The organism is Streptococcus sp. 1055 (genome assembly GCF_013276815.1).
In the GTDB taxonomy this organism is placed as follows: domain Bacteria; phylum Bacillota; class Bacilli; order Lactobacillales; family Streptococcaceae; genus Streptococcus; species Streptococcus pseudopneumoniae.
Genome location: NZ_VMLT01000039.1, coordinates 1 through 5,743, shown reverse-complemented (window position 1 = coordinate 5,743; position 5,743 = coordinate 1). Strand labels below are relative to the sequence as shown.

5 protein-coding genes and 3 pseudogenes are annotated in these 5,743 nt (G+C 37.4%); all 8 read right to left on the bottom strand.

What is annotated here, in order from left to right; translation table 11 throughout:
• Positions 1–387: pseudogene (locus tag HT699_RS03960) on the bottom strand (group II intron reverse transcriptase/maturase); the annotation flags it as partial.
• A 702-nt stretch (positions 388–1,089) separates the two neighbouring features.
• A complete protein-coding gene (locus HT699_RS03955) occupies positions 1,090–2,703 on the bottom strand; it encodes a ribonuclease Y (protein WP_000404950.1) in 1,614 nt (537 codons plus the stop codon).
• Between the two features lie 81 nt (positions 2,704–2,784).
• Positions 2,785–3,039: pseudogene (locus tag HT699_RS03950) on the bottom strand (recombinase family protein); the annotation flags it as partial.
• Between the two features lie 136 nt (positions 3,040–3,175).
• Positions 3,176–3,961, bottom strand: a complete 786-nt coding sequence (locus HT699_RS03945) for a hypothetical protein (RefSeq protein ID WP_172934110.1) — start codon at positions 3,959–3,961, stop codon at positions 3,176–3,178.
• A 15-nt stretch (positions 3,962–3,976) separates the two neighbouring features.
• Positions 3,977–4,117, bottom strand: coding sequence for a hypothetical protein (locus HT699_RS03940; RefSeq protein ID WP_000899898.1), 141 nt, complete (start codon positions 4,115–4,117; stop codon positions 3,977–3,979).
• Positions 4,071–4,574, bottom strand: a pseudogene (locus HT699_RS12145) (KilA-N domain-containing protein); the annotation flags it as partial. The gene HT699_RS03940 and the pseudogene HT699_RS12145, both read right to left, overlap by 47 nt.
• A 346-nt stretch (positions 4,575–4,920) precedes the next feature.
• Positions 4,921–5,175, bottom strand: a complete 255-nt coding sequence (locus tag HT699_RS03930; RefSeq protein ID WP_016398855.1) for a Txe/YoeB family addiction module toxin — start codon at positions 5,173–5,175, stop codon at positions 4,921–4,923.
• A gap of 3 nt (positions 5,176–5,178) precedes the next feature.
• Positions 5,179–5,433: a type II toxin-antitoxin system Phd/YefM family antitoxin gene (locus tag HT699_RS03925; RefSeq protein WP_016398854.1), complete on the bottom strand. Its 255-nt coding sequence runs from the start codon at positions 5,431–5,433 to the stop codon at positions 5,179–5,181.
• Between the last annotated feature and the right edge of the window lie 310 nt (positions 5,434–5,743).

Sequence of the window (5,743 nt, the reverse complement as noted above, 5' to 3'; positions counted from 1 at the left end):
TTATGTACTAAGGACATCAATCTATCTTGAGGAACCCTATCGAAAAATTTCTCTAGGTCTATATCCACTATCCACTCATAGCCGTCATTTAAGTACTCTAAGAGCTTGGACAATGGCTTGTTGGATTATCCTATCCATCACTGTCGGAATCCCAAGCTGAAGGACACCTCCATTGGGTTGGGGGATTTCAACTCGCAGGACTGATTGAGGTTTGTATTTCCTCTGTTTTATCAGTTCTTTAGTCAGGCGCCAGTTTTGTCTGAGATAATTATCCATCTCTTCGATAGTCATTCCATCAATCCCAGCTGAGCCTTTATTGGATTTTCCTTGATTGTAGGCTTCCAGCATATTTTCGCGTGATACTATCTTATCTAGCAATTTTGACATGTGCCTATTCCTTTCTTGTTTTGGTGCCTGAGGGATATCTTATATTGGTGAACCTTCATCTAGTCAATACGTGACAGAGTCCAGTTCTATCAGACCGTTCGTTTTACAGACACAAGTAAAGTAGGATTACTTCGATCTGTCGTTTTCTCTTTCTAGCGACAGACCTCACGGGATAAGTTCTACATCTTTCCTCGTTTAGACTAGACATGAGGACGTTAAAAGGTTACAGTGGAAAAAGATAAATCTTAGTTCGAATTCAATTACTCTCGTGATTTACGCATATAGGTTACGACTACCTTTTTGGACTTTAAGGTTTCGCGCCCCCCTATCCGCTATATACGCCTTACTATCACCTTCCTGTTCGTAGAGCCACGATTTCGCTATCCCTTCCTCTGACGATTCTTATTTCCAGCGTCAAACTTAAAACGGTCTATCCCCAGACCGTTTTAATCCGCTACCTCACGATAGTCAGACTTGGGAATCGCTATTGGGTTCACCGGTAGCAGGTGCCCACCAAGGACTTGTACTCAATGAAAATCAAAGAGTAAACTAGGAAACTAGCCGCAGGCTGTACTTGAGTACGGCAAGGCGACGTTGACGTGGTTTGAAGAGATTTTCGAAGAGTATTACACCTCAGATGCACCACATGCCCGTCGTACTTCAAAAAAACTGAAGTCAGATTTCACTGACCTCAGTTTTTTATTATTTAGCATAATCTACTGCACGAAGCTCACGAATCACGGTTATCTTGATATTTCCTGGGTAATCGAGATTGTTTTCAATTTTCTCACGAACTTTGTGAGCTAAGATTGTGACTTTGTCGTCCTTGATTTTTCCTGGATTGACCATGATACGAATTTCACGTCCTGCTTGAAGGGCAAAGCTATTTTGTACCCCTTCAAAGCCGTTCGCAATTTCTTCCAAATCATGGAGACGCTTGATGTAGCTTTCAAGAGACTCACTACGAGCACCTGGACGAGCTGCGCTCAAGGCATCTGCTGCAGCAACGATAACTGCAATGACGCTCTCAGCTTCAACATCTCCGTGGTGACTAGCAATCGTATTGACCACAACTGGATGTTCCTTGTACTTACGTGCCAATTCCATACCGATTTCAACGTGGCTACCTTCAACCTCGCGGTCAATGGCTTTTCCGATGTCGTGAAGGAATCCAGCACGACGGGCAAGAGCCGCATTCTCACCAAGCTCGCTGGCCATAATACCAGCTAACTTAGCAACCTCAATCGAATGGCGCAAAACATTTTGGCCATATGAAGTCCGGAATTGCAAGCGACCCATAATCTTCATCAAGTCTGGATGAAGGTTTGGTGCGCCAATCTCATAGGCAGCAGCCTCACCGTATTCACGGATCTTATTGTCAATCTCTTGACGGTTTTTCTCAACCAACTCTTCGATACGAGCTGGGTGGATACGACCATCCTTGAGCAACATTTCCATCGTCATACGGGCAATCTCACGACGAATCGGATCAAATCCTGACAAGGTCACCACTTCTGGTGTATCGTCGATAATCACATCGACCCCTGTCAAACTTTCAAAGGTACGAATGTTACGACCTTCACGACCAATAATGCGTCCCTTCATAGTATCGTCTGGCAGATGAACCGTTGAGTTTGTTGACTCCGCTACATATTCACCAGCGATACGTTGCATAGCTTGAACCAGGATGTCCTTGGCCATTTTGTCAGAACGTTCCTTGACCTCTTGCTCAGCTTCGCGAATACGACTGGCAATCTCCTTGGTCAAGTTTTCCTCTGTCTGTGCCAAGATAATATCTCGTGCTTCTGCCTGAGACAGAGCACCAATACGCTCTAGTTCTGCTTCTTTTTGTCTTTCGACTTCCTCTAATTGCTCTTCACGCGCATCAAGGTTTTTCGCTCTATCAGAAATACTTTGTTCTTTTTGTTCAAGTGTTTGTTCTTTACTCGTCAAATTGTCGTCCTTACGGTCAAGGCTAGTAGCTCTCTCTGTCAAACGACTTTCGATTTGTTTGAGTTCTTGACGTTCTGATTTGAATTCAGCGTCCACTTCTTCACGGTATTTTCTGGCTTCTTCTTTGGCCTCCAATAGTGCTTCTTTTTTAAGAGACTTGCTTTCACGTTTGGCTTCATTAACAAGTAAATCCACTTCACGCTCAGCTTGTCCACGTAAATTAGTTGCTTCTTGTTCAGCATTTAAAAGCATCAACTCTGCAGCTTCCTGAGATGATTTCATCTTAGCTGAGATGCTGACATATCCAATGACTAAACCAATGATGACGGCAAAAACAGCAATCGCAAGCGACATGATTTCCATGTTTTTACCTCATTTTATTGTTATTCCGAATGACATACATTCTTTTACATTCTACCATAAAAAAGTGATTTTCACAAACCTTAAATGGATATCGCTAACATCCGCATTATCACTATCATAGTTATCATTTACAGATATAAAGCGAATACCTTTTTCAAGAAATATCTTTTGTAAGTACTTTCCTGACTCGATATACTCTCTGCCGAAACGAGATAAATCTTTTACCATAATGATAGAAAACTTTCCTTTATTCAGGTCATCAATCATATTCTTAAAATTTGGTCGCTCAAAATTAGAACCACTATATCCATCATCTACATATTCATAGGATAATTCAATAGATTTCTCTTCTACCTCAAAAGCAAAAAGGATAAATTCCCCCTACACTTAAAATTTATCCCTCTTGGTAACCTCTTTTATTAATTTTTTTGATAAAGAAAACGCACATTTTATTTAACTGGTGCTGAAATATTTATAATAATATTTTTTTAGTTCTTTCTAGAATAATGATATTAAGATGTTTCATATATCTTATATATTCTTCTTCTGTGCTAGCAATCCTAATATCTTCTTTATCTAAAAAGACAACCTGATTGTTCTCTAAATCTGATTTAATTAAATCTATAATTTTATTTTGCTCATATATAAATCCTTCTAACTTAAAAAACTCGACAAATTTCTCAAATCCATTTTTACAATTATCATCATCAAAAAATAGTTCAAACCATTCACGGTAATTCTCTATAGCATAATCTATTTTTGAATTATTATTTCCCGCAAACCATTCTTTTATAGCATATAGTGTTAAATCAAAACGATCATAATATCCTTTATAAATTCCATTCTTGATTCTAGGTTTTCCACCTCTAGCTGTATTAACGGTTTCTGATTTTCCACCACCTCTAGGGAAAAGAATGTGTCCACCTATTGTTCTTGAAATACTCAAATGATCTAAAATTATTCTGTCGTTTAATCCTGCCTTTCTTGCCCAATAAATAGAGGCTCCTATATAATCACTTGATAATAAATACTTATCCTTATCAATAAATAAAGTATAAAAATCTCCATTTCCAAAGTTTTGGCATTTATTACATACAGATGTTATTTTAAGTTTTTCTTTTGAATCATCATCAAAAAACATCTTACATAAATCATCGTACAACGCCTTACTACATACATCAGGATCCTTTCTATTATATAATGAAAAACCTTTGGGAAAATAAGGATATAAATCAAATAGATAATTTTTAAACTTCATATTTATTATTCTCCATTAAATCTTTTTAGGAAATTTAAAGTCAAATTTTCCTCCAAGCACACCCGCACTTACTCCCGCAACTACTACAAGTGTTGTACTAATTGTTCCTATTTTCTTCACGCCACTGTTTAGCTCTTTTGTTAAATAAAACAACATTGATCATATCTGCTTCACTTACATACTTGTAAGACAACTGTTCGTTGGTAAGATCTTTTAAGAGATATTCTTTGATTGCATCTGTATGAATTTTGTAGTTAATCTTAGAAATTTCTCTATTCAAATTCCAGCCTAATGATATCTTAGAATTTTAATCTGACTTAAGTCTTTTGTAATCCTGAATTACATACATCTTAAATTCAGCAGAAATACATGAAGCAAATTCAAAGGCAATATCTATATGTGCAAATGCACCACCATATCTTCCACCTTTTGAGATAATTCCGATTGCTCCAGTTTTCTCTACCCATTTCTTAGGAGACAATGTAAATGAATTATATCCAGCTTCCGATTTAATTCGGTCGAATTCGACCGAATTGAAATTCATGTTGTTTAAGCTTTTCCATAAACCAAGAAACTCAATTGTATCTTTTCTTCTCATCCAATTTTTAATTACATCACTCGATACTTATCCGAACGATAAGCTCCACGTAAGGTGTTCGCAATCGACCAAACTGCATTGACTACATTTGAAATCTGAACATCGTTCGACTGGAATATCGGTAGTTTTTCTTTAAAATTAGACATTTACTTCCCCTGTTTTTATTATTAACAATTCTCTTCATTATACCACAAAATACAAGTGATAAAGCGGATTCAAGGGAAAAAATCGAAGTTTATATACTAAATTTCTTTACTGAGTTTTTGTCTTTTGTATTAGGGATTCTGTCATTTTCTAAAAAACTTTATCTTAAACTTACTCATAAAAATTTAAAAAATAAAAAGCCCACCTTTCAGTAGACTTAGTAGTGATCTTTGAAGGACAAAAAAGCGATGCTATCTCCATCCATCATATAAATCAAGCGATTTTCTGCATCAATACGCCGTGACCAGGCTCCTTGGTAGTCATACTTGAGTGGTTCTGGTTTTCCTATTCCTGTAAATGAATCACTTTGAATATCCTTAATTAGTTTATTGATTCTTTTTAGTGTTTTCTTATCCTGAGTTTGCCAGTAGCAATAATCTGCCCACGCATCTTCTGTAAACTTGAGCAGCATTCCTCACTCCTCAATAACATGGACTTGAGTGCTTCCAGCACGGACTTGAGCCATTCCTCGCAAGACCTTGTCAGATAGTTCCTTATTTTGAACGATTCTCAGAGTTTCCTGAATACTGTCCCATTCGCTCTTTGAAAGAACTACAATGTCCTCATCTGGATTTTTATTAACCACCGTTAAAGGCTCAAATTCATCGTTTACCTTCTTCATGTAGTCCTTTAAATGATTTCGGAATGTTGAGTAAAGGACTGCTTCCATAACCATACCTCGTTTTACCTCTTTTCCACTATTATACACGAAAAGAAAGAAATTGTCAGGAACTTGTACAAGATTTTCTTTTCCATCTATTTATACTCAATGAAAATCAAAGAGCAAACTAGGAAACTAGCCGCAGGTTGCTCAAAGCACTGCTTTGAGGTTGTAGATAAGACTGACGAAGTCAGCTCAAAACACTGTTTTGAGGTTGCAGATAGAACTGACGAAGTCAGTAACATATATACGGCAAGGCGACGTTGACGCGGTTTGAAGAGATTTTCGAAGAGTATTATTCGTAAAAAATCTCAAAAAG